The 21,600-nt window shown below is 61.9% G+C and carries 22 protein-coding genes; 15 read left to right on the forward strand and 7 right to left on the reverse strand.

Annotated features, from left to right (window positions below):
* The first annotated feature begins 26 nt into the window (after positions 1-26).
* The 7 genes from R3E82_20000 (at position 27) to R3E82_20030 (ending at position 7,648) form a co-directional block, all read left to right on the forward strand.
* Positions 27-1,145 (forward strand): hypothetical protein, encoded by a 1,119-nt coding sequence (locus tag R3E82_20000; protein ID MEZ5553175.1) that lies wholly within the window; start codon positions 27-29, stop codon positions 1,143-1,145.
* An 88-nt stretch (positions 1,146-1,233) separates the two neighbouring features.
* Positions 1,234-2,688: a hypothetical protein gene (locus R3E82_20005; GenBank protein ID MEZ5553176.1), complete on the forward strand. Its 1,455-nt coding sequence runs from the start codon at positions 1,234-1,236 to the stop codon at positions 2,686-2,688.
* Between the two features lie 65 nt (positions 2,689-2,753).
* Entirely contained in the window at positions 2,754-3,977 is a 1,224-nt protein-coding gene (locus tag R3E82_20010; protein MEZ5553177.1) for an ABC transporter permease, read from the forward strand.
* Complete coding sequence (locus tag R3E82_20015) at positions 3,977-4,747, forward strand: ATP-binding cassette domain-containing protein (GenBank protein MEZ5553178.1); 771 nt, start codon at positions 3,977-3,979, stop codon at positions 4,745-4,747. The genes R3E82_20010 and R3E82_20015 overlap by 1 nt, the downstream gene beginning before the upstream one ends.
* On the forward strand, positions 4,744-5,754 hold the full coding sequence (locus R3E82_20020; protein ID MEZ5553179.1) for an MlaD family protein: 1,011 nt from the start codon (positions 4,744-4,746) through the stop codon (positions 5,752-5,754). Before R3E82_20015 ends, R3E82_20020 begins: the two co-directional genes overlap by 4 nt.
* A 2-nt stretch (positions 5,755-5,756) precedes the next feature.
* Positions 5,757-6,383 (forward strand): PqiC family protein, encoded by a 627-nt coding sequence (locus R3E82_20025; GenBank protein MEZ5553180.1) that lies wholly within the window; start codon positions 5,757-5,759, stop codon positions 6,381-6,383.
* Positions 6,380-7,648 carry an MFS transporter gene (locus R3E82_20030; GenBank protein MEZ5553181.1) on the forward strand — a complete coding sequence of 423 codons (1,269 nt, stop codon included), beginning with the start codon at positions 6,380-6,382 and terminating at the stop codon, positions 7,646-7,648. The genes R3E82_20025 and R3E82_20030 overlap by 4 nt, the downstream gene beginning before the upstream one ends.
* Before the next feature lie 22 nt (positions 7,649-7,670).
* Here R3E82_20030 and R3E82_20035 read toward each other — a convergent pair whose 3' ends face one another.
* Positions 7,671-8,135 carry a GNAT family N-acetyltransferase gene (locus R3E82_20035; GenBank protein ID MEZ5553182.1) on the reverse strand — a complete coding sequence of 155 codons (465 nt, stop codon included), beginning with the start codon at positions 8,133-8,135 and terminating at the stop codon, positions 7,671-7,673.
* A gap of 140 nt (positions 8,136-8,275) precedes the next feature.
* On the opposite strand from R3E82_20035, the gene R3E82_20040 reads away from it, so the two are divergent.
* Positions 8,276-9,274: an alpha/beta hydrolase gene (locus R3E82_20040; GenBank protein MEZ5553183.1), complete on the forward strand. Its 999-nt coding sequence runs from the start codon at positions 8,276-8,278 to the stop codon at positions 9,272-9,274.
* Between the two features lie 34 nt (positions 9,275-9,308).
* On the opposite strand, the gene R3E82_20045 is transcribed toward R3E82_20040, so the two are convergent.
* Both R3E82_20045 and R3E82_20050 read right to left on the reverse strand, forming a co-directional pair.
* Positions 9,309-10,187, reverse strand: coding sequence for a phytanoyl-CoA dioxygenase family protein (locus R3E82_20045; protein ID MEZ5553184.1), 879 nt, complete (start codon positions 10,185-10,187; stop codon positions 9,309-9,311).
* 1 nt (position 10,188) lies between these two features.
* Entirely contained in the window at positions 10,189-11,679 is a 1,491-nt protein-coding gene (locus tag R3E82_20050) for a carboxylesterase/lipase family protein (GenBank protein MEZ5553185.1), read from the reverse strand.
* A gap of 158 nt (positions 11,680-11,837) precedes the next feature.
* Between R3E82_20050 and R3E82_20055 the strand changes: the two genes are divergently transcribed.
* The 3 genes from R3E82_20055 to R3E82_20065 are packed head-to-tail and all read left to right on the forward strand — an operon-like array spanning position 11,838 to position 14,931.
* Positions 11,838-12,308, forward strand: coding sequence for a c-type cytochrome (locus tag R3E82_20055; GenBank protein MEZ5553186.1), 471 nt, complete (start codon positions 11,838-11,840; stop codon positions 12,306-12,308).
* Positions 12,305-13,663 (forward strand): D-arabinono-1,4-lactone oxidase, encoded by a 1,359-nt coding sequence (locus R3E82_20060; GenBank protein MEZ5553187.1) that lies wholly within the window; start codon positions 12,305-12,307, stop codon positions 13,661-13,663. The genes R3E82_20055 and R3E82_20060 overlap by 4 nt, the downstream gene beginning before the upstream one ends.
* The gene (locus R3E82_20065; protein ID MEZ5553188.1) at positions 13,660-14,931 is read left to right on the forward strand and encodes a DSD1 family PLP-dependent enzyme; all 1,272 of its coding nucleotides are present in this window, start codon (positions 13,660-13,662) and stop codon (positions 14,929-14,931) included. Before R3E82_20060 ends, R3E82_20065 begins: the two co-directional genes overlap by 4 nt.
* On the opposite strand, the gene R3E82_20070 is transcribed toward R3E82_20065, so the two are convergent.
* A complete protein-coding gene (locus R3E82_20070) occupies positions 14,932-15,426 on the reverse strand; it encodes a peptidylprolyl isomerase (protein MEZ5553189.1) in 495 nt (164 codons plus the stop codon).
* 152 nt (positions 15,427-15,578) lie between these two features.
* Here R3E82_20070 and R3E82_20075 point away from each other — a divergent pair, with 152 nt between their 5' ends.
* Together R3E82_20075 and R3E82_20080 are read left to right on the forward strand one after the other, a co-directional pair.
* A complete protein-coding gene (locus tag R3E82_20075) occupies positions 15,579-16,217 on the forward strand; it encodes a DUF4124 domain-containing protein (GenBank protein ID MEZ5553190.1) in 639 nt (212 codons plus the stop codon).
* A gap of 27 nt (positions 16,218-16,244) precedes the next feature.
* On the forward strand, positions 16,245-17,105 hold the full coding sequence (locus tag R3E82_20080; protein ID MEZ5553191.1) for an MOSC N-terminal beta barrel domain-containing protein: 861 nt from the start codon (positions 16,245-16,247) through the stop codon (positions 17,103-17,105).
* A 79-nt stretch (positions 17,106-17,184) separates the two neighbouring features.
* Here the strand turns inward: R3E82_20080 and R3E82_20085 are convergent, their stop codons facing one another.
* The 3 genes from R3E82_20085 to R3E82_20095 form a co-directional block, all read right to left on the reverse strand.
* Positions 17,185-17,604, reverse strand: a complete 420-nt coding sequence (locus R3E82_20085; protein ID MEZ5553192.1) for a nuclear transport factor 2 family protein — start codon at positions 17,602-17,604, stop codon at positions 17,185-17,187.
* 84 nt (positions 17,605-17,688) lie between these two features.
* Complete coding sequence (locus tag R3E82_20090; GenBank protein ID MEZ5553193.1) at positions 17,689-18,297, reverse strand: uracil-DNA glycosylase family protein; 609 nt, start codon at positions 18,295-18,297, stop codon at positions 17,689-17,691.
* Positions 18,298-18,302: 5 nt separating this feature from the next.
* Positions 18,303-19,577: a serine hydrolase domain-containing protein gene (locus R3E82_20095; protein MEZ5553194.1), complete on the reverse strand. Its 1,275-nt coding sequence runs from the start codon at positions 19,575-19,577 to the stop codon at positions 18,303-18,305.
* Positions 19,578-19,932: 355 nt separating this feature from the next.
* Between R3E82_20095 and R3E82_20100 the strand changes: the two genes are divergently transcribed.
* Together R3E82_20100 and R3E82_20105 are read left to right on the forward strand one after the other, a co-directional pair.
* The gene (locus R3E82_20100) at positions 19,933-21,003 is read left to right on the forward strand and encodes a hypothetical protein (protein MEZ5553195.1); all 1,071 of its coding nucleotides are present in this window, start codon (positions 19,933-19,935) and stop codon (positions 21,001-21,003) included.
* A gap of 64 nt (positions 21,004-21,067) precedes the next feature.
* Complete coding sequence (locus R3E82_20105; protein MEZ5553196.1) at positions 21,068-21,580, forward strand: hypothetical protein; 513 nt, start codon at positions 21,068-21,070, stop codon at positions 21,578-21,580.
* Positions 21,581-21,600 lie beyond the last annotated feature (20 nt).

The following is a 21,600-nucleotide window of genomic DNA, read 5'->3' on the forward strand; positions in this document are numbered from 1 at the left end:
GGCGCCGGAGCTGGCGCCGCAATTCGATGAAAGCTACCGCTTCCCTGTTCCGATGGGTATTTTTTCCCGGTGGGTTCATTGCCGCCGTTGTCCTGACCCTCCTTCTGGCTGCCAGTCCCGCACGGGCCTGCCGCTGCGCGCAGCAGGATCTTGCAGACTATTTTCACGCCGCCCGGGAAGTCGTGATGACCCGGTTGACGCATTGGGATCCGGTCGCAGACGGGACAGGGCAACTGACCCTGCACATGGAACTGGTCGCTCCCGCCTACCGGACAACGCGCGATCCTGTGCCTGACACCGGTGATCGCATTGCCTACCGCACTGCGGACAACTCGGCCGCCTGCGGCTTGCCCGCATCACCCGGCGCGGTGTACCTGCTGTTCGCCCAGTCAGACGGCAGCGATCGGGAGAACGCGCCACTACAGGTAAACGGCTGCGACGGCAGCCGCATCATCCTCCCTGTCGATGGCAGCGAACCTGGCGGCATTCAGGATGTACCACCGCGCTTCGTCGTTCAGCAGTTAAACGGCCTCGCCGGCCTGGCACTCCTGCGCAACATCGCACTGCACCACCCGAACCCCGCCGACATCGGCAACAGCAGCCTGATCGGCCTGCTGGACATCGCGGGTTTCAGCCACGCCGGCCACGCTCTGCTCTACGAAATGCCGTCGACTGCCCGTGGTACACCCGTGCGGGTCAGCGGATATGCCGACCTCGAGACGCGCGAGGTCTCCTACGAAACACCGGCTGCCGTCGTCTTTGCTCAGATCAACGGCTGGTATCGGCTCAGGCTGGCGGATGGCGGATTCGGCTGGCTGCCGCCGGACTTCGCCGGTACCTATTTCCCCTATGCGGAACTTCCCATCCGCCGGCTGGCTTATCTGCCACTACCCTGGCATGGCTTTCTCTGGCCCGAGGCCGGCGCCGGTCTGCCGATCCGTGAAGCCATACCGACAGACCGGCGCGAACAGGCCATTGAGGTGCTCGAAAGCACCAGAATCGCTGACTCACTGTGGTTTCGCATCCGGATCCTGAAAGAGGATCCCTGCGAAGGCGGAACCACAGGTTCTGGAGTCACCGGCTGGATTCCCGCCTATCGCGAAGATGGCCAACCAAGCCTCTGGTACTACTCCCGCGGGTGCTGAGTTCAGACAAGGCCTGTTCCCGGACTTGCAATGGCGGCCGGGATCGAAGTAAAACCCGGGGACCGCGTATCAGAACGGTGAAGTGACAATGCGTCTATCGACGTCACGCTTACAGTGTGCGGCCATCGCGCTGTTTCTGCTTTCCTTCCCGGCGGCTGGCGAATTTATCGGCCTGGACTTCGGCCCTGGCGACACGCCACCGAACTGGAACGCGATAACCCGAAACGGGCAGTACAGTCAGCTCAAAAACGCCGACGGGATGCCTACTGCTGTTTCGCTGACCATTCTGCATGCCGGTACTCCGTACAGCGTCACCGCCACGGCGAGCACCCTGCCGCGCTCTGCCCCGGGTCTCAGCGCCATAGATGGAAATCTCTATGAATTCGGCGGCACGTTCGAAGCCGTACTGGGCGGTCTGGTGCCGGGGGCAGAATACGACTTCTATCTGTTCGGACTGCGCAGTGGTGCATCCCTGCGTCAGGATGTGCGGGTAACGGGTGCGAACGCTCTGAAGTTCACGCAACAGGCCGGGGACGGGGTGCTTGCGATCAACGATCAGCAGGGCAGCGCCGATCGCGACCTGGAAAGCTACGCCAGAACAGTCATGGCATCCGCTTCCGGCACTCTGGATCTCAGAGTCACTGGCCGCGGCCCATCCGGCAGTCCATTCGTGATCGCCGGCCTGGCGCTGGGGCAGTCTGACGCATCCGGCACTTCTACAAGCCCGGCTACAGGCCCGACCGCGCAGTCTGCTGCTGCAGTAGCGGTGGAACCCGCCGTATCACCGGCCACCCAGCCCCCCACACCCCGACCCACTCCGAACGGACCTGATGTGCTGGGCATGTCACTCGGCATGACACTGGAACAGGCCATGTCCATAGCTCAGGCTGCAATCCCCCGCATGCCACTGAAATCATTCGACACGGATGTCGGGTCCATATGGGGAACGCGGATTCGCGGAATGCGGTATACGGCAGGATTTACGGGCAGATACAACGATCAGACCACAAACGAGAAGATTGCAGTCGCCGGGTTCGCCCCCCCGCGCGACGGCTACGTGGGCGCCATCGGGCGCACCTCTTACCTCGGTGACATGCTGTACAGTGATCTGCGCGGATCCCTTATCGAGAAGTACGGCCCACCGCTCTATGAGGGCGAGCCGGGCAGTATGCGCAATGTAGGAAGTTACTTTCTGTCCTGGAGCCGTGATCCTGACGGCAATCCGTTGACCGATCCGGAGGCGATCAAAGCCTGCTCGAGAAGCGGCAACAACGATGCAGAAGATCTCGCACCGGCAGTCATGTACCTTTCAGACACCAAGGTGCAGTTCAACGGTCAGTATGACCGTTGCGGATTCACCATGGTGGTGTACGCAATGCCCCAGGATCTTCTCTCACTTGTACGCTCCTACAGCATCGTGCTCTATGACCTCAACGAAATCCGCAAGGCAAACGCTGAAACCATCGCTGTCACGGAGCAGCAGGCCCAGGAAATCCGCTCCGAACGGGAGAAATCCGCACAAGGCAGGAAGCCCAGGCTCTAGAGAGCCTTTACGGCCACCTGCTGCCCCGGCAGTATGGCCGACCTGAAGAATCTGTTGAGCACAAGGTGACCACGGGGCCAGAAACCAGGGCGAGCACCGCGACTCTGGCCGTTGACATGGCGGACCCGGCCCGGTGCGTGATGACTCTGGGCGGAGACTGGCTGCTCGGCTCACCCCTGCCCGACCTCAGCCGTGAACTCGAAGCGCTCAATCTCGACAACTCCCGGCCCGTGGCGGGGGAATCCGATACGGCAACCGAAACAAAAGGCGCAGAAAGAGATTCCTCCGCCGCTGCAGTGACACTGGCTTTCGATACCGGGGCTCTGGGAGAGTGGGATACCGGTCTGCTCACCGAACTGGTCAGCGTCCACAAGCTTGCCGCACACGCCGGTCTGGATCTCGACACCGAAGGACTCCCCGAAGGCGCACGCCGGCTTCTTCAGCTGGCCTTCACCGTGGCCGCCAAAGAGGATGCCCAGCGCAGATCCGGGCAGCAGGGTTTTCTCGCCCACCTCGGAGAAGGGGCATTGAATGTCTGGAAGAGCAGCCGCGACCTGCTGGAATTCTTCGGACTCCTGATCCAGTCCTTCTCGCGCATATTCCGCGGCACAGGCACCTGCTTCCGGCAGGATGTGTTCCTGCAGATTCAGCAGGCCGGGATAGAAGCCCTGCCCATCGTCAGCATCATCAGCCTGCTGATCGGCATGATCTTCGCCTTCGTGGGGGTGATGCAGCTCAACAACTTCGGCGCCGGTATCTACACCGCCGATCTCGTCGCGGTGGCCATGTTCCGTGAGATCGCCGCCATCATCACTGCCATCATCATGGCTGGCCGCACAGGCGCTGCATACGCAGCGGAAATCGGCACCATGAAAGTCAACGAAGAAGTCGACGCCCTCACCACACTGGGCTTCAATCCCATCGACTATCTGGTCTCCCCCAGGGTGATCGCGCTGGTGACCATGATGCCCCTGCTGACGCTCTATTCGAGCCTGATGGGCATCGTCGGTGGCAGCCTGGTGGGCCTGAGTATGCTCGACGTCACCCTGATACAGTACACCGAGCAGACCATCAGCTCGGTGAGCTTCAACTATCTCTTTGGTGGGCTGTTCAAGGCTGTCGTCTACGGTGCGCTCGTTGCCATCGCCGGCTGCATGCAGGGCATGGCCTGCGGCAACAGCGCGATGGCTGTGGGTGTGGCGACCACCAAGGCAGTGGTCATGGGCATCGTACTGATTGTCGTGAGTGCGTCCATTCTCACCGTGATCTACATCAACCTGGGCATCTGATGACACAGGCGCACATCGAGGTAAAAGACCTGACCATTGCCTATGGTGACTTCGTCGTGCAGCGGGATCTCAACTTCACCGTCGCTCGAGGTGACATCTTCATCATTATGGGTGGCAGCGGATGCGGGAAGAGCACGCTGCTGAAGTCGATGATCGGACTCAGGAAACCCGCGAAGGGTGACATTCTGTTCCAGGGCGAAAGCTACTGGGCCGCCAGTGAGGCGATGCGCGAGCAGATGAAACAGCGCTTCGGTACCCTGTTTCAGGCGGGAGCGCTCTGGTCCGGGATGACACTGGCAGAGAACATCGCCCTGCCACTGCGCCAGTACACGGCGCTGAACGCGGCAACCATCAATGAGGTCTGCGCCTACAAACTGTCTCTGGTCGGCCTGGCCGGATTCGAGGATTTCTACCCGAGCGAGATTTCCGGCGGCATGAAAAAGCGCGCAGCGCTGGCCCGGGCGATGGCCATGGATCCGGAGATCCTCTTCTTCGACGAACCATCCGCAGGCCTCGACCCGATCAGCGCCAAACTGCTCGATGATCTGATTCTCGAGCTCAGAGACAGCCTCGGGACCACAGTGGTCGTGGTTACCCACGAACTCGAGAGCATATTCACGATAGGCACCAACAGCGTGTTTCTGGATCCGGAGACCCGCACACAGCTTGCGACCGGCAACCCGCGTGAGCTGCGCGACCATCACAGCAATTTCGAAGTGCGCAATTTCCTGCGCCGCGGCACCGAACCCAGACAGCGAGAAAGCGCATGAGCAAGCAGGCCAGCCCGACACTCATCGGCGCCTTTGTGGTTGGCGCCCTCGCGCTGCTGACCGCGGCCATTCTGCTGTTCGGTGGCACCGAAATCTTCGCCCAGAAAACCCGCTTCGTGGCTTACTTTCCGGAATCCGTGAAGGGGCTCCGCACCAGCGCCAACGTGCTGTTTCGCGGAGTGCGCATCGGCTTCGTCGAGGAAATCCAGCTGGTCGGAGATGTGAACACACTGGAAAGTCAGGTGCAGGTGACCATGCGGATTTTTCCGGATCAGTTCCAGCTCACCCGTAACGGCATACCGATTACCGCCAGCACCCGGGAGTACTATTCCGCCCGGGAGCTGATCGATGCGGGTATGTATGCCCAGCTCGGCGTGGAGAGCTATGTGACCGGACAGCTGCTGGTGGAGGTGGATATACAGCCCGGAGTAAAGGGTGAACTGAGTGGCCACGACGGTCCGTTTCCGGAAATCCCCACAGTACCCAACGACATCCAGCAGATCGTCAATGACGTGCGGTCGTTCCTGGCCGAACTGCAGACGAAGATCGATGTCGACAGGCTGGCCCGCGATGTCCAGAGTGCGGTCAGCGGAGTCAGCGAGCTCGCCAATTCAGTCGATCTGCGGGAGGCCCTTGCCGGAATCAACCGGATCATCAATGCCGAAGACACCCAGGGTCTGCCGGGCCGGCTCCAGCAGACCCTCGCCAGTGCCGACAGCACCCTGAGTGATACCCGGGAATTCGTGAATCATGCCCGCGGCCGTGTGGATATGCTGTCCGCAGATCTGGAACCAGTGATCAGCCGGCTCAACACCACCCTCGAATCTGCGGAAGCCGCACTGAGAAATGCCGCACTCCAGCTCGAAGGAGATACCGAGCTGAGTTACAAACTCAACGGTACCCTTACCGAGATTGAAACGACTGTCCGCACGCTGAGGATCTTCTTTGACTACCTTGAGCGTAATCCCGAAGCGCTTCTGAGAGGCAAAGAAGGCGGCAAGGAATGAGCATGAAACGACTCCCTACAACTCGCGCGAACCTGTTGCGGCTTCTGATGCTGAGCTGCGTCCTCATCGCCTGCTCCGGCTGCCTGTCCGGCGGCAGCTCACCGGAGGTGCGTTTCTACACCCTCAACAGCATAGATCCTCCCGCAGCAGCGCAGACACTGAGATCCGTCGTCGGGGTGGGGCCCATACTGTTTCCGGACTATCTGAAAAGACCTCAGATCGTCACCCGCGCTGGTGTGAATCAGATGAATATCGCCGAATACGACCGCTGGGCCGAACCACTGGATGCCATGTTTCAGCGGATTCTGGTCGCCAATCTCGACAGTCTCACACCGGATCTCAACGTGATCACCTATCCATTCGGCAGCCGGCTCACCAACACCGACTATCGGGTCGTGGGCAGGGTGAATCGATTCGAGGTGGATGCAGCCGCCGTGGTGACACTGGAAGTGCAATGGGTATTCAGTACCACGGCAGAGGGTTCAGACGACGTTACTGTCACCTCACGACACACCAGCCGTGCAGACGCGGCGGAAGGATACGCGGGAACGGTCACCGCCATGAGCGAGGCCCTGGAGTCGTTCAGTCGCGAACTGGCCACCTACCTCACCACCGTAACCCGTCAGTGAGCGAGGCAGACGGGGGCTCCGCCAGGGACTATCCAAAACTGATAAGCATCGGCGTACTGCACATGGCGCAGTACTTTCCCGCCGCCTTCACGGGCATTGCTCTGCCTTTCATATTCCGCCAGGAAGGCCTGCCACTGGAGATGTTCTGGCTTCTGGCGCTGCCGGCCATTCCCCGCTGGCTGAAATGGCTGATCGCCCTGGTTGTCGACAACTACGGCAGTGCACGCATCGGTTACCGGAAATCCTGGATCATTCCCTGCACGATGATCGGTGCGGTCAGCTACGGCCTGCTCGCCTTCATCCCACCCACGGTGGTGGCCATCTACCCGATTATCACCATCCTGCTGTTCAAATCCTTTGTCATGGCCGCCCAGGACATTGCGGTGGACGGGTTCGCAGCCGAAGCCATGACCGACGCCGAGCGGCCCGTCGGTACTTCGATCATCGTCTTCCTGTCGCTGCTCGCTGCTGTTCTGGGTGCTGGTGCGGTGGTGATCGTGGAGCAGTTCGGCTGGCCAACCACCATGCTGGCGGCCTCGCTGCTGCTCATCGGCGCAGCGCTGCCGGCCTTGTTGCGGCCCGAGCCACCGCCGCCGGAGGCCAGCCGCCTGCGCCGGGAAAGGGGTGAGCGCCCCGATCTGCTGAAGGCATTGAAGCGTCGCGATTCGCTGCTGATCCTGCCCTATCTGTTTGCCTTCGGCTTCGGTGGCGCCTTCTTCTCCAGCATGCTCGGACCTTTTTTCGCCGATCTCGGTCTGAGCCTCACTGAGTTCGGCATCCTGTCCGTGCTCTCCATCATCGCAGGCTCCGGACTGGGTGCGGTGATCACACCCCTGCTCATCGGCCGCTACGGCATGCGAACCACCGCGCTGTTGAGTCTGCTGACTCTGCCGCTGGAGGCGGTCATCTTCTACTATCTGGCCAGCACCGGAGCCCTGCCGGGACTCCCCTGGATAATCGCCCTGACCACTGTCGTCGCCTTCTGCACGTCGATCTACAGCTTCGTCGTCAACAACTCCAGATTCCGCTGGGCATCCAGGGCTCAGGCGGCCACGGACTACAGCATGCAGTCGAGCCTGTGGAATCTGGGTGTCTGGGCGGCGGGTTCGGTGGCCGGTATCGCGGCAGGCGGAATGGGCTGGCCAAACTTCTTTCTGCTGGCGGCCACCCTCTCACTGCTGGCCGGTCTGTTCTATGTCTACAATTTCGATCGGATAGAGCAGCTGGTCCTTGCCCGGGAGAAGCTCGAAGTCGCTGCAGCCTGATCCAGTGCGGTAACGCTGCGAATCACTCCGGTGACTCAGGACGCCACAGGTACGCCACATCCGGCGCCGACTCCGGAGCCGGACTGATGCCGAAGCCGGCGACGACAAAGCCATTTCTCTCATAAAAGGCGCGTGCCCGATGATTGGCCTGGTGCGTGTGCAGCCTGATCCCGGTCGGGCACAGCCGCTTCGCATGTGCAAGCAGCGCGCTGCCAACACCCCTGCGCTGATGCCCGGGGTCCACATAGAGCCGGTCCAGGTAATCGCCGTCAAGAGCCAGGTAGCCGGACACCGTACCGCATCCCGCTCCGGCGCTGACGTATATCCAGATCTCACAGCGCGCAGCGATGACGTCCCGGAACACGCGGCGCGCTTCCTGCACAGAAAACGCCTGCCAGGTGGGCAGGTAGGTGTACTCGGCGACCCCGGCACGATGCCAGAGGTCGGCGACCGCAATCTGATCGGCGGGTTCATAGCGGCGAATCAATTCAATCTCAAAACAACTGTAACCCCAGATCGCCACAGTCTAGCGGACAGTAATCCGTTTTTACTGGCCCGTTCATTGACCCGTTCCTGACAGCCCGGCGCTATAGTGCGTCAGCGGCACCTGAAAGAGATTGCAGGGCGATGAAAATACTGAAAAAACTGGTGATCGGACTGATCATCCTGCTCATCGGACTCGCCCTGTCCGGAGCCACCTACCAGTGGCTTGCCGAGCGCTCGGATCGGCAGAACTTTCCGGCCCCCGGCAGCCTCTACAGCATCGATGGTCTGCAGCTGCATCTCGATTGCCGGGGTACCGGCAGCCCGGTGGTGATCCTCGAAGCCGGTCTCACCTCCGGTTCCCTGTCCTGGGACCTGGTGCACGACCCGATCGCCGTTTTCACCCGGGTATGCGCCTACGATCGTCCGGGGCTCGACTGGAGCGAGCCGATGGATCACCCGGCCGGGGCCGAGGAAGTCGCCGATCGCCTGCACAGACTGCTGAATGCAGCAGAGGTTTCCGGCCCGCGCATTCTCGTCGGAATGTCCGCCGGCGGCGTCTATGTGCGCGAGTTCTATCGACGACACCCGGACAATGTCGTGGGGATGATTCTGGTCGACTCCTCACACGAGCAGCAGGGCATGCGTCTGCCCCAGCCGGAAGGCGAGCAGACTTTCCGCCGCATGCTGGCGCTGTGCACCTGGCTGCAGCCTCTGGGTGTGGTGCGCGCATTCAATGTCCTCGACGGCCAGCTCAGTCAGTATGAAATTCCCGCCGATCTGCGCGCAAGGTTGAGTGCCCGCATGAACCAGTCACACACCTGTGCGGTCATTCAGGATGAAACCACCGGTTTCGCCACGGAGGTACGCGACATGGAACCGCCTGCTTCTCTCGGAAGCCTCCCGCTCGTCGTGCTTTCTCAGGGAAAGAAACCCGAAGCCAACGAGCAGTTCGGAATCACCGAAGCGTTCGCCATCGCCCAGTTCGCGCAGTGGCAGATAATGCAGCAGGAACTTGTGGCCCTCTCCTCGAACAGCAGGCACCTGGTAGCGGAAAGGAGCGGGCATGTAATTCAGTTCGAACAGCCGGAGCTGGTAATCCAGGCGGTCGCGACCATGGTGACCGCGCTTCGTTCGCACTGAGCGGATCCCAGAATGGCCGCCCGGATACTGTTGATCAGCTCTCGATCACCGCCTGCAGCATCTCAGGGTCCCCCAGCGCGTTCCGCCTGCCGCGACCCACCGCGTGCTCCGGACCGACACATTCCGGCCCCTCGCCCGGCGGCAGCGGCGGCGTGTAGTAACCCAGCGCATAACTGCCGATGGTGTAGCCGAGCAGATCCTGCAGCTGGGGTGGAAACTCCCGCGCGACTTCCGGCGGGCAGGACAGGTACTGGTTTTCCTCCTGCCGCAGCCAGCCGAGCGAGTAGGTGATATTTACGCCGATCCGATCGGCATCCGAGTGGTTTTCGCCGCCGCTGTGGAACACGGAGCCGGTATAGAGGAGGACGCTGCCCGCAGACATCTCAGCCTGACAGATTTCATCGGGTTTGGCCTTGCGGTCGTCGGGCCATGCAATACTCCCGGGCACCACCCGGGTTGCACCATTTTCCCTGGTGAAATCGGTGAGCGCCCAGATCGTGTTGAACTGCGGCTCTATGCCTTTCAGGTATTTTCCCCAGGCCCATCGATCCCGGTGTATGGGCTGCGCACCCTGACCCGGACGGATACGGATGATCTGGGTGAGATGCAGCTGAAAGCGCAGGCAGAACGGATCCAGAAACTCCTTCGCCGATTCAAGCACTGTGGCGTTCAGAACCATGTTACGACACATGGCCGAACGCGCCACCAGCGCCCCGGTGCGGGTCGTCTGCCGCCCGGCGAAATCATCAGCGCCGTTGTTCGTGGCATCCATATATGGCTGCACTTCCTGCTGCAGCTGCTCGAGCTCAGCAGCATCGAGTACGTCTTTCAGGATCAGCGCACCATCGGTGCGGATCACCTTAAGAATTTCCTCCGTGCGGGCACTTGCCGGCAGCGTCCTCAGTGCGGTCATATCAGATGCCCTCCCAGGCCTGCCGTTCTTCCCCATCCGGATCGGCGATTGGTGTCGAAGTGTCATCGAAGCACATGGTGATGCGGTTCGTCGTATCGTACCGCGCCCATCCCGGATCCAGATCCCGTATGAATCCCGTCCAGGCACGGTGCATGGCATCCGCCACCTTCTGCGGTTTTTCACCGGGACCAATGAAGACATCTACCCCCGCCCTGTCCAGATTGTCGAAGACGAAGGGAATTTCCAGCGCGTGGGTTGCCCCCAGTCTTCCTTCGAAGGCCCGGGAGGCCCAGCTGAACAGATACATCCAGTTGCGGCTTGGCTGCTCGGCAGCCGATTTCGTGTCCGCCTCGATTCTGGCCTCGAGCATGCGGATCGCCGGGATCCGGAACAACTGATCTGTGGTCAGGGCGATCATCAGATCCTCCGGGCTCGCACCGGGGCGCGTGCGCTGGTAGGTTGCCAGCGTCTTACCGGCCCCATAGCCTTCCGCCACGCGCTTGAGGCGCTCCCCGGTCACCTCACCGTACCCCCACAGGGTGGTTTCGTCCCGGTTGGTGCCCGTGAGCAGCGGAATGTCTCTGCCTGCGCCGGCGCGCAGCGCTTCCAGAGGATCCCCGGGCACCACGGCGTTGCCCCGCACGGGATAGAAAGCCGACACCGGAACCCCGAAGGCGTCGATCAATCTCGGTCCGTCGCCAATTTCGGCAATCACCCGATCAGTGGCCTCGAGAATCGACTGCACATCGGCCTTCATCAGGGCATCCGTATCCCGCGCCCCCAGGGCGGCCATCAGTTTTTCCGCACAGAGTTCACCCGCCGCCTTCGGCAGAGTCTGGGAAGCCGCACCGCTCTGGGGAATCGCTGCTCTGAACAGATTCTTCGCACGCGGGCTTGCGAGCAGTGTGGACACGGCGAAGCCACCGGCGGATTCACCCGCGATGCACACCTTCGCCGGATCGCCACCGAAGCGGGCAATGTTGTCCCGCACCCACTCCAGCGCCACGATCTGATCGAGCAGCCCGTTCACACCGGAGGTCTCGAAGCCGGCGCCGAACCCGGAGAGATCCGTGAAACCCAGCGCGCCAAGACGATAGTTGATGCTCACCACCACGATGTCACCGTTACGCGCGAAGCGCGCACCGTTGTACCAGGGAATGGCACCCTGACCGGTCCGGTACGCGCCACCGTGAATCCAGAACAGTACCGGGCGGCGGGCATCATCGAGGGCCGGGGTGGTGATATTCAGAGTGAGACAGTCTTCGTCCCAGCGCACGGCCGCGCTGCTGGTCAGGCCACCGGCCGGTATCTGGGGCGCCGCGGCGCCGAAGCGTTTGGCCGCGCGCACTTCCCGCCAGGGGGTGGGGGGTTGCGCCGCCCGGAAGCGCAGCTCGCCAACCGGCGGCGCAGCATAGGGCACTCCGGCAAAGAGCAGGGTGCCCTCCTTGTCCCGGCCCTCGATCGGACCACTGGTGGTTTCCACGACAGTCATAAACGACCCTTTCTAATCTCGTGCCCGGACGGCATAGGTTAGCGCCGCAGCCAACCGGCCACCAGCCGCCTTCCGGACCCGGCAATTGCGCCCACCGGACATTGGAATTGCCGGACTCAGCGCGTAGAGTCTCCCGGACGCTGCAACCGGACTCGCTGATGAACTCAGACCGTCGCCGCCACCGATCGAGCGTACTGTTGTGCCTGCTTGCCGTCGCACTGCTCACGAGCGGCTGCAGCAGAGCGCCCGATCCGGTCACCGATCTGCAGGACGTGTCGCTGGACGCTGCGGTACTTGCCGCCACAGTGAGTGAAACGGCGGATGAAGAATCCCGCGCGGTGCAGGCTGATGAAACCAACCTCATGCGGCAATGGGCACGTAACTGCGCGCTCTGCCACGTGCGGGGCGAAGGCGGCGCACCTCGCATCGGCGATGTCGACAACTGGCGTGACCGGGTCGCCCAGGGTGAAGGTGTGCTGCTCACACACACCATCGAAGGGCTCAACAACATGCCGCCTCTGGGCTACTGCATGGACTGCGAATCCGCAGATTTTGCAGCCCTGATCCGATTCATGGCGGGTGCGGCGCTCTCCCCAGCGACGCGTCATGAGGAGGCACAAGACACATGATTTCGCGCCGGAAATTTCTCGCGGCCGGTGTCCTGGCGGGTGTCTACGGTTCGGTTCAGGCCGCCGGCGCCGGTTCCGCATCGAGCTCCTTACCCTGGCGGAACTGGTCCGGCGGACTGCTCGCACATCCTGCCGGACGTTTCGCACCGGACTCGGAAGCAGCGCTCAGTGATTGGCTGCGCAGTTCGTCGGGCCCTGTCCGACCGGTGGGTGCAGGACACTCCTTCACACCGCTGGTACCGACAGACGGTCACCTGATCGTCGTGGACAAACTGTCCGGGCTGATTTCACACGAACCCGGCTCACTGCGTGCCACCTTCGGCGCCGGTACCCGCCTGAGTGAGCTGGGACCCGCGCTCGAGACCATCGGCCAGGCTCCCCTGATCCTGCCGGACATTGATCGACAGACCCTCGCCGGCGCCATCTCAACCGGCACCCATGGCACCGGGGTCAATCTGCATTCCCTTTCCGGCAACGTCACCCGGCTGCGCTTCGTGACCAGCGCCGGACGGGTAGTGGAAGTCACCGAAGAGGAGGATGGGGACCTGTTCCGCGCCGCCTGTGTCAGCGTGGGTGCCCTGGGCATCATCACCGAAGTCGAGATGCAGAACCGCAGCGCTTATCGCCTCAAAGCCCGCAACTGGGCTCAGCGCACCGAGGAGGTGCTGGAGGACTTCGAAGCCTCAGCAGCCCGGCACCGGCACTTCGAAATGTTCCCCCTCACCCACTCCGACTATGCGCTGGTGCTCGCAATCGATGAAACCGACGAGCCGGTCAACAACCCGCCACTGTCCCCGGAAGAAGAAGCCGCCTTCGGTGAGGCCATGCGCGGCTGGATGCAGATTCCACCTGAGCAGCGCCGGCCATTGATCAACGGTCTGGGCGAGCAGATCGAGCCGTCCGAAACCATCGACGCCTCCTATCGCATCCTCTCAAACGTACGCAGCAACCGGTTCAACGAGATGGAATACGCGGTGCCTCGGGAAGTCGGCGCCGCCTGTGTGCGGGAAGTACTGGCAACGATCGCCGAGCGGAAGGTCGACGTGGTCTTCCCCCTCGAATACCGCTATGTGAAGGGCGACGACCTCTGGCTGTCGATGGACGAAGGTGGCGACCGCGCGGCGATTTCCGTACACCGTACGGCGAGCGCCGACTATCGTCCCCTGTTCGAGACCGTGGAGCCCATCTTCTGGAAATACGGTGGCCGACCCCACTGGGGTAAGGTCCACAGCCTCGGCCACGCGGAACTGTCGCGCCTGTATCCGCGGTTCCGGGATTTCTGTGCGCTGCGCGCGGAACTCGACCCGGACGGCCGACTCCTCAACGACCACCTGCGCAAGCTCTTTCTCGCATGAAGCGGCGGACTTTTCTCGGCGCCGCTTCGGGTGCAGCTGTCGCCGCAGCGGCCGGTGCCACCCTGCTGTGGAAACCTTCCGATGCGGGCGTACCCCACAATGCCTATTTTTCAGCCCTCAACGACCTGCTGAAACGGGACGGCCCTGGTCGGCCGGTGATGCTGATCGATCTCGACCGCTTGAATCACAACATCGATGTGCTCAGTCGCTCGGTCGGTGCCGGTAAAACATGGCGGGTGGTCGTGAAATCATTGCCGAGCATTCCGCTGCTGCGCCATATCATGGAGCGTGCCGGGACTCGCGCCCTGATGGTTTTCCATCAGCCCTTTCTCAATGAAGTCGCAGAAGCGCTGCCACACACTGATGTGCTCCTCGGCAAGCCCATGCCGGTTGCTGCAGCGAAGACCTTCTACCGCAGATTTGAGCAGATTGCCGAATCCTCCGAATTTAATCCGGCCACCCGGCTGCAGTGGCTCATCGACTCCCGGGAGCGCCTTGAAGAATACCAGGCACTGGCCCGCACCCTCGGTGTGAAAATGCGGATCAACATTGAGATCGATGTGGGGCTGCACCGCGGCGGGCTTCCCGAACCCTCAGCAATCGATGCGCTGCTGAGTATCATCGCCGCGGACCCCGGGCATCTGGAGTTTGCCGGACTCATGGGCTACGAACCCCATCTCACCGGTCTCGGTGCCGGCCTGGAACATCCGGCAGTGCAGCAGGTGGTCAGCGTGTACCGGGCGTTCATCGACCGCCTGCGAGCCCGGGACATCGATCCCGCCGGCCTGACCCTCAACGGGGCAGGCAGTCATACCCTGGCCATTTATGAAAACGACACGACCATGAACGATCTCTCCGCGGGATCCGGCGTGGTCAAGCCGACAGACTTCGATACCTTTCATCTCAAGGACAATCTGCCTGCGGCGTTCATTGCCACACCGGTGCTGAAACGCTACGACCACCTGCACGTCGCCGGAGACCCCTGGTTTGCCGGTCTGCTCGAATGGTGGGACCCGAACATGCGGCGGGTGCACTATATCTACGGCGGGTACTGGAAGGCGCGCTACGTCTCGCCAGCCGGAATCCCCGATCCCCTGTTTCACAGCACCAACCAGGAACCCTTCACCACGTCCGAATCCGTGGACCTGGCTGTCGGCGACTACGCCTTTCTGCGCCCGACCCAGAGTGAGCGGGTAATGACCCAGTTCGAAGATCTGCTGGTGGTGCGGGAAGGAGTGATCACTGATCGGTGGCCCGTGCTGGGTTGATCAGTGATGATGGCCACCCGCGCCGTGCACGTGGCCGTGTGTGATCTCCTCCCGTGAGGCTTCGCGCACGTCCAGCAGTTCGATCGCAAAGGTCACCTCTTCACCTGCAAGCGGGTGGTTCAGGTCTACATCCACAACCTTGTTGCCGACCTTGACCACAGTAACGGTACGCGCGCCCTGTTCCGTGTTGAGTCGGGTCTGCATGCCCGGCTTCAGTCGCGCTGCATTGGCAATATGTTTCTTGGGTACACGCTGAATCCAGTCGGGTCGACGGGCACCGAAAGCCTGCTCGGGCTGCAGCGTCACCTCGAACTGGTCTCCAGCACCCCGGTTGGTCAGCGCCTCCTCCAGTCCGGGCATCAGATTGCGATGCCCGATCAGAACCGTTGCCGGATCACCGCTCCTGCTGTCCTCGATCGCCCGACCGGCTGCATCACGCAGCTCGTAGTGAAAACGTACTACCCGGTTTTTTTCCGCTGTCAGGCGTTCGCTCATTTCCCATACCCACAGAATTCGAGGAACGCACTCTACCCGTTTTCCGGCGCCGGGATCGACTCCGCATTGCCCCCGTGCCGGGGGACTCTGAGGTGTTGATACTTAATCAGAGGCTCCCTAGGCTGTACGGGTCGTCCGATCGGCTTCCTGCGATGATTCTGCGGACCCTGCTGCTGCTGGCACTGGCATCTTCGGCACATGCCGACATCTACCGCTGGGTGGATGAGCAGGGCAATGTGCATTTCAGTGATAAGGCGCCTGCCGGTAACAGGGCGGACACCATCGTCGTCGAACCGCCACAGGTACCTGAGACGCCCGACGAAGGAGAGCTGAGGCGCCTGCAGCTGATCAGAGACGCACAGGCAGCGGATCGGTACCAAGCAGATCTGACTGCGGCCTCCCCATCCGCGGAAGATGGCAGTGCCAGAGCGGAAGCCTGCTACCAGACCCGGGCTCAGTATTTCTGGCTGCAGAGAGAAGCCCCCGTCTATCGGGATGCTTCCGGCGCCTATCGATCGGCCTGGCGCAACGAAACTTATCAGGGTGAAAGGCAGTATCTGGCGGATGCGGAACGGGCTGCAGCCAGAGAAGATATCCGCCAGCAGCTGCTGGAGGTCTGCGACAATCCCTACGACGCGGAAGAAATGGCACAGGCTCAGGAACGATGGCTCGCCGCTGAGCTGTGCGCCTCAGAACAGGTTCGACTGGACGCACTGCTGAAACCGGAGTCCAGAGCAGGCCGGGACGACATCGAAAACCAGCAGCGTCGGGTAGCCGATATCTGCCGTTGAACACCAACATCCAAGTGAGGACGCCCGATGAGCATCGGCCAGGTAAAACAGATTTTCCGACATCCCGTGAAGAGCATGCTGGGTGAGAGTCTCGAGCAGGCGAGACTGGAGGCGCGCGGTATTCCCGGTGACCGGGCCTGGGCCGTGCGCGATGAGGATCGCGGTGGTATCCGCGGCGCGAAACGCTTTCCCCAGCTGATGACCTGCGCAGCCCGCTATCTGACCGATCCGCCGGTGGAAGGATCGGCAACCGCGAGAGTCACTCTGCCCGATGGTCGCGAGCTCGACATCAATCATCCGGATATGCCGGCCGCGCTGAGCAGCCTCATCGACAGCCCGGTGACCGTGTGGCCCCTCATGCCGGCGGACATGCTGGATCACTACCGCCGGGGTGCACCGGTGCTGCCGGATCAGGAAGCGGAATTCCGCCGCATGTTTGCCCGCACTCCGGAGGAGCCACTGCCCGAGCTGAGCGCTTTCCCGCCGGAACTGTTTGAATTCGAATCCCCGCTCGGCACCTATTTCGACGCCTTTCCCCTGCTGCTGATGACCAGCAATGGACTCAGGCATCTTGCCGGACTCATGCCCGGGCAGCGCTTCGACGTGCGCCGCTTCCGCCCCAACTTCCTGATCGATGTACCCGTTGACGAGCCGTTCCCTGAGCGGGCGTGGGCAGGCCGAACCCTGCAGATCGGCAGCGCGGAAATCGAAGTCACCATCGAGTGTCCGCGGTGTGTCATGACCACTCACGGCTTCGGTGACCTGCCCCGGGACCCGGGCATCATGCGCACGCTGGTGCGGGAAGCCGGAGGCAATCTGGGCATGTATGCCAGGGTCAGCAAGCCGGGCACGGTCACTATCGGAGACTCGCTCACTCTGGTCGACTGAGCAGTCAGCGACTCAGGGTCGCCGCGCGCAGCCAGGATATCGCTGACGGCACCGGCGAGCACCGATTCCGGATATCTCCCTAGCTTTGCAGAGTGGCCCCGTGAGCGGCCATCCATGCACCCATCGCTTCCTGAACACCGGGATCGAAGACGTCCGACAGATGAGCGATGCGATCGCCCTGAAAGCGGGCGTGCTCCACCCCTTTGAGTACGAGATCCGGCGCCCCCGTCTTGGTGTATCGCGCTGTCCATCGCACAGAAACCTGGTCACCTTTCTCAGTCGCTGGCTCGAAGGTGAGGGTGCGGCTGTCCATGAGCTGATCGAACCCGCCAATCGCACCTTTCAGCTTGGCCAGAACCGCCTCACGGCCCTTCGCTGCCGGCTCGTTGTCATAAACTGCGTCTGCGGTGAAGTACTGTTCGAGGCGGCCCCAGTTGCCATCCTCGTAGGTTTTTTCGAAGTCTTCCGCGTAGGCCAGGTATCGATCCGTGATGCGCATTGTCTATCCCCTGTTGTAGCAACACCGCAGAGCATACGTTCACCCCGGCAGGGGTACCAGACCAGTGTCCACCCTCGCCGGCACTCAGACCTCCGAGCGCAGGAGTTCCCCTACCCGGGCTCTGAGTATCGGCAGGACGTCAGCTTCGAAAAAAGGATTCTGTTTCAGCCAGCGGTTGTTTCGCGGACTGGGATGCGGCATGGGCAGCAACCGGGGCCAGAATGCCTGCCAGTTGCGCACCGTTCCGGCAAGGCTCGCGCCACAGCAATCCCCCAGATGCCAGCGCTGCGCAAACTGACCGATCACCAGGGTCAGGGCGATGTGCGGAAGCCGTTCCAGCAGAGCGTTCCGCCAGGCAGGGGCACACTCGGGTCGGGGTGGCAGATCACCGGCACTGCCTGTGCCGGGAAAACAGAAACCCATGGGGATGATGGCAAACAGATCCGGATCATAGAACTGCTCGCGATCCACCCCGAGCCAGTCGCGCAGCCGGTTGCCGGAAGGATCATCGAAGGGCAGGCCGCGTTCATGTGCCTTGCGGCCGGGAGCCTGACCGGCAATCAGAATCCGCGCCGAGGCGGATGCCTGCAGAATCGGATTCGGGCCCAGTGGCAGCGCTTCACATAAGGTGCAGCGCCGCACTTTCCGCAGTACCTGGGTGAGATCGTCAGCGGCACGGACCCGGATCTTCATGGTGTCTACGCAATGATCGACTGATACACACGGGCGCGCAGTTCGCGCCGGATCGGGTAGGTGGAAGACGGCATCAGCTGGGTGAGAAAGATGCTGAACAGTTCCTCTTCCGGATCGAGCCAGAAAAACGTACTCGCCGCGCCCCCCCAGTGGTGTTCCCCCGGGGAGGTGATGATGCTGGCTTTCACCGGGTCCAGCACCACGGCAAAGCCGAGTCCGAAACCGATGCCGTCGTAACTGGTCTCGCTCCAGACCGGCTGCCCCATCCCGGCCATGTCCCGATCGTCGGGGAGGTGATTGAGCCGCATGTATTCCACAGTCTTCGGACTGAGCAGCTGCACGCCATCCAGTTCACCGCCTCGCAGCAGCATCTGACAGAACCGTTCATAATCCCGCATGCTGGCGGTCACCCCGCCACCGCCGGAATACAGCTGTGCGGGCTCCAGGAAACGGCTCTGCAGCGCAGCCTCCTGGAGTTTCAGGCCGCCGCGCTGGGACAGCGGGATCTGACCACCAGGCTTGCCTACACTGGACAGATCGCCGCCGGATCTGGGGGCATAAAGCGACGCGAAGCGGGAGTGATTTTCCGCCCGCACATGGAATCCCGCATCCACCATTCCCAGCGGTTCAAAGATACGCTGAGCAAAGAACTCACCCAGGCTCTGGCCGGACCAGACCTCCACCAGGCGGCCGAGCACATCGGTGGAAACACTGTAGTTCCATTCACTGCCGGGCTGGCAGATGAGTGGCAGTTCGGCGACCTGCCGCACGAGAGATGCCAGATCTCCCTCGCCACCGGGAAACTCAAGCTTCGCTTTTCTGTAAGCTGCATCGACCACATTGGCCTGCATGAAGCCGTAGGTCAGACCGGAAGTGTGTGTCATCAGATGCTGCACGGTCATCGGGTGTGTCACTGGCACCGTGTCGTCAATGGCCGCTTTGCCTCCGGCCCATACGCGCTGGTCTGCAAACTCCGGAAGATAGCCGGAGACAGGATCATCGAGTTGAAAGCAGCCTTCTTCGTAGAGAAGCATCGCGGCAACCGAAGTTATCGGTTTGGTCATCGAATAGATGCGCACGATCGTGTCCCGCTCAAAGGGTGTGCCGGAGGCAAGGTCTGCAAGGCCCGCAGTTTCAAACCAGGCGACTTTGCCCCTGCGGCCGATCAGTACACTGGCGCCGGCGAGACGCTCGCTTTCGATCTGCCGCTCGAGCCACAGCCCGACCCGCCGCAGACGCTCGCTGCACAAACCGACGGTTTCCGGTTTAACGATATCCATTTGCACGATCCTTCCTCAATTCAGCCTGTATGTCATGACCGCGACCGGATTCGGAGCGACCTCACCTTCGAAGATTCAACGTACTCGCCATCAGCGTCAACCATCGGCTGTCGCGGGTGGCATCCCCGGGGTAAGCTCCGATCAGGTACCAGCACCTGAGAGGTTCCCTAGCATTTTTCGTACACTCTTATCCTGGTCCGGTCGAAGAAATCAGCAGCGCAGCAAGCGGCTCCGTCACTGGGTCGGAGTTGAGGCGCGTAAGCTGGACCGCCTGGCGGACGACACACTCATCGATCGACTCCTTGGATCCTCAACCGTTCCGGGTGTCGTTTTTCTCGGCGAATCCAACCACTTCGTGCAGCAGAAATCGGCCTTCCGGCTTTACTGGATTCAGGCACTGGCGCTGCGAACCCGGGTATTTCTGGTCGAAGAGCTGGGCTTCGCGGATGGCCACTGTATCAGTGCATTCCTGAGGACAGGAGACGACACCAGCCTGGCCCAGGCCGCCATCTTCGGCGGCACCGCCCATCGCCGTGAGGATCGCGACGACGGCTTACGGGGCGTGCTGCAGGATGCAGAGCAAAACTACCCGCATGCTCAGATGCTCAACGAGCATCGAAAATTCTACACAGCCTTGCGTCGATTGCCCGGGCTGTGCGGCTTTCAGGGCATCGATCTGGATCCACCGGGTTGCGGTTATCGCTGGATACCTGCGCATCTTCAGCGCTCGAGCAGTCCCGGAAACAGTCGAATCACGCATGGATTGAAGCCGGTACCTGGAGAGTCGAGGGTGCAGGAAACCCGGAGACTGCAGACCCTGCTCTCGAAACTGGACCCGCAGGACGGGACACTTGCAGACATACGGGCTGATCTGCAGGCAATGATAGACAGTCTTCAGTATCGCTCCCTGATCGGGGAGGCCATCGACTATCCGGCACTCCGGCCGGCGATGAGAATGCGCGAAGAAATCATGAAACACAGGATCGATGGCATTCTGGAAAGGCTGTCACCTGGTACCACTCTGGTAATCATGGGCCACGCCTTCCATCTCGCAAAGCGGGACAGTCACATCGAAAGCCAGGGTGTGGGCCCGGGAGGCGATGAGACCCCGTCTCTCGGTCACTATCTTGTGCAGGAGCGCGGGATCGACGCCCGGTCGGTATGGATGATCTACGGCAGCGGCGAGGACGCCCAGCCATTGAGGGACCTGCCCCGCAAAGCAGACTTCCCCCGCGAAACCATCAACCGGCAACTGCTTGACTGCACAGGGGAGGCAGTATGCCTGCCCGTGCGTGAGGCCCGGGAATGGCTGCCCGGCGCAGTCCGTTTCGGGCATCTCTACAACAACGTGGTGAACGTCGATCTTGCTGAGGAAGCCGATGTCGTCACCTTCTTCCCCCGGGTCACCCCGCTCTCCCTGGATTGAACCCTGTTGTAGCCCACCCCATCCCGCCTACACTGGTCGCCGGTCGAATCGAGGGGCATTTATCGTGGATCAGCTGGTAACTTTCGCGGCGATGGCCGAGATCTTCGGCGCGCTGGCCATACTGGCGGGTGGCCTTTTCGCAATCGTGCAGTTTTCCGAATTCAGAAAACGACGCAGATATCAGGTGGCGGCCGAACTCTGCCGGCAGTTCGCGGATCCGGATTTTGCCAGGGCCATTGTGCTGATACGGCAACTGCCGGATGGCATCAGTCTCGAAGCCCTCAAGGATCTGGACTCGGAGTACGAACAGTCCGCCCAGGTGCTCGCCATGACATTCGAAACCATGGGGCTGCTGGTCTACGAGAACCTCGCCTCCTTCCGCATCATCCAGCAGCTCACCGGGGGACTGCTGCTCGATGTCTGGCGCAAACTGTCGGTGTGGGTTGCAACCGTCCGCATCGAAAGCGGGAACCCGCGCTTTGCCGAATGGGTGCAGTGGCTGGCGGAACGCCTCGCCGAAGAGGAGGAAGAGATGGTCCCCGCGTACCAGGCCTTTGCCGACTGGGGCCGGCGCTGACCACCCCTTGACATCCGGAC

It is taken from the genome of Pseudomonadales bacterium, from assembly GCA_041395945.1.
Classification (GTDB): domain Bacteria; phylum Pseudomonadota; class Gammaproteobacteria; order Pseudomonadales; family Azotimanducaceae; genus SZUA-309.

Excerpts from the sequence above, each read along its gene's own strand:
- R3E82_20000 (MEZ5553175.1), top strand. The coding sequence starts at position 27 with ATGAAAGCTACCGCTTCCCTGTTCCGATGGGTATTTTTTCCCGGTGGG.
- R3E82_20005 (MEZ5553176.1), top strand. The coding sequence starts at position 1,234 with ATGCGTCTATCGACGTCACGCTTACAGTGTGCGGCCATCGCGCTGTTT.
- R3E82_20015 (MEZ5553178.1), top strand. The coding sequence starts at position 3,977 with ATGACACAGGCGCACATCGAGGTAAAAGACCTGACCATTGCCTATGGT.
- R3E82_20020 (MEZ5553179.1), top strand. The coding sequence starts at position 4,744 with ATGAGCAAGCAGGCCAGCCCGACACTCATCGGCGCCTTTGTGGTTGGC.
- R3E82_20025 (MEZ5553180.1), top strand. The coding sequence starts at position 5,757 with ATGAAACGACTCCCTACAACTCGCGCGAACCTGTTGCGGCTTCTGATG.
- R3E82_20040 (MEZ5553183.1), top strand. The coding sequence starts at position 8,276 with ATGAAAATACTGAAAAAACTGGTGATCGGACTGATCATCCTGCTCATC.
- R3E82_20045 (MEZ5553184.1), bottom strand. The coding sequence starts at position 10,187 with ATGACCGCACTGAGGACGCTGCCGGCAAGTGCCCGCACGGAGGAAATT.
- R3E82_20050 (MEZ5553185.1), bottom strand. The coding sequence starts at position 11,679 with ATGACTGTCGTGGAAACCACCAGTGGTCCGATCGAGGGCCGGGACAAG.
- R3E82_20055 (MEZ5553186.1), top strand. The coding sequence starts at position 11,838 with ATGAACTCAGACCGTCGCCGCCACCGATCGAGCGTACTGTTGTGCCTG.
- R3E82_20060 (MEZ5553187.1), top strand. The coding sequence starts at position 12,305 with ATGATTTCGCGCCGGAAATTTCTCGCGGCCGGTGTCCTGGCGGGTGTC.
- R3E82_20065 (MEZ5553188.1), top strand. The coding sequence starts at position 13,660 with ATGAAGCGGCGGACTTTTCTCGGCGCCGCTTCGGGTGCAGCTGTCGCC.
- R3E82_20070 (MEZ5553189.1), bottom strand. The coding sequence starts at position 15,426 with ATGAGCGAACGCCTGACAGCGGAAAAAAACCGGGTAGTACGTTTTCAC.
- R3E82_20075 (MEZ5553190.1), top strand. The coding sequence starts at position 15,579 with ATGATTCTGCGGACCCTGCTGCTGCTGGCACTGGCATCTTCGGCACAT.
- R3E82_20080 (MEZ5553191.1), top strand. The coding sequence starts at position 16,245 with ATGAGCATCGGCCAGGTAAAACAGATTTTCCGACATCCCGTGAAGAGC.
- R3E82_20085 (MEZ5553192.1), bottom strand. The coding sequence starts at position 17,604 with ATGCGCATCACGGATCGATACCTGGCCTACGCGGAAGACTTCGAAAAA.
- R3E82_20090 (MEZ5553193.1), bottom strand. The coding sequence starts at position 18,297 with ATGAAGATCCGGGTCCGTGCCGCTGACGATCTCACCCAGGTACTGCGG.
- R3E82_20095 (MEZ5553194.1), bottom strand. The coding sequence starts at position 19,577 with ATGGATATCGTTAAACCGGAAACCGTCGGTTTGTGCAGCGAGCGTCTG.